General features: G+C 45.1%; 1 protein-coding gene. It reads left to right on the forward strand.

The genetic code is table 11. From position 1 onward, the window contains the following. Window positions 1-2 precede the first annotated feature (2 nt). Window positions 3-1,000: IS630 family transposase (locus ACCI51_RS19405; protein ID WP_371845080.1), on the forward strand; the 998-nt coding region annotated here is incomplete at its 3' end.

The raw sequence follows: 1,000 nt of genomic DNA on the forward strand, positions 1-1,000 counted from the left end.
AAATGGATATTATTGATGCAAGAAAATTACCCGCTTCCGCACAGGAAGAAAAACGCAGAACTGCCGTAAAGCTTTGGAAAAAATCAGAGTCTATAGCAGAAATCGCACGGACCCTGGATGTTTCCAGTCGAGCAGTACAAAACTGGATCAATGCTTATAAAGCAGGCGGCTTCAAAGCATTGTCTGCTAAAAAGCGTGGCCACCCGGAAGGCATGAACCGTAGGCTAACTGCAGAGCAAGAAAAAAACCTTCAAAAACAAATCACGGATGAACAGCCAGATCAACTCAAGCTTAGCTATGTGCTGTGGACACGTAAGGCTGTTATGGAGCTAATCGAACGCGAATGTGGCATAAAAATGCCAATTCGTACCGTCGGTGATTATCTGAAGCGATGGGGTTTTACCCCTCAGAAGCCAGCCAGGCGGGCCTATGAGCAAAACCCTAAAGCTGTTAAAAAATGGATGGAAGAGGACTACCCAGGCATTAAACAGCGTGCGAAACAGGAAGGCGCGGAGATCTACTGGGGCGACGAAACAGGCATACGCAGCGATTGCCAGCATGAGCGCGGCTATGCACCAAAAGGAAAAACGCCCATTGTGAAGCTAAATGCAAAGCGTTGTTCACTCAATATGATATCCGCAATTACAAATCAAGGAACAGTACGCTTTCAAATTTACGAAGGAAGTATGAATGCTGACAGACTTATCGACTTTCTCAAGCGATTGATCAAAACAGCAGGCCGCAAAGTTTTCCTCATTCTAGACAACCTTAGGGTACATCACGCTCGAGTCGTTAAAGCTTGGCTGAAAGAGCACGATGATGAAATAGAAATCTTTTATTTGCCATCCTATTCACCTGAGCTGAATCCAGATGAGTATTTGAATTGCGATCTTAAAGGAGGCGTTCACAGTGGCATACCAGCGCGATCCAAGAAGAAGCTAAAAAGCAAAGTGCTTTCTCACATGAGAATGTTACAAAAGAAACCTGCGCGTGTAGCATC

The sequence above is a fragment of the Microbulbifer echini genome, assembly GCF_041447225.1.
Lineage (GTDB): Bacteria > Pseudomonadota > Gammaproteobacteria > Pseudomonadales > Cellvibrionaceae > Microbulbifer > Microbulbifer echini.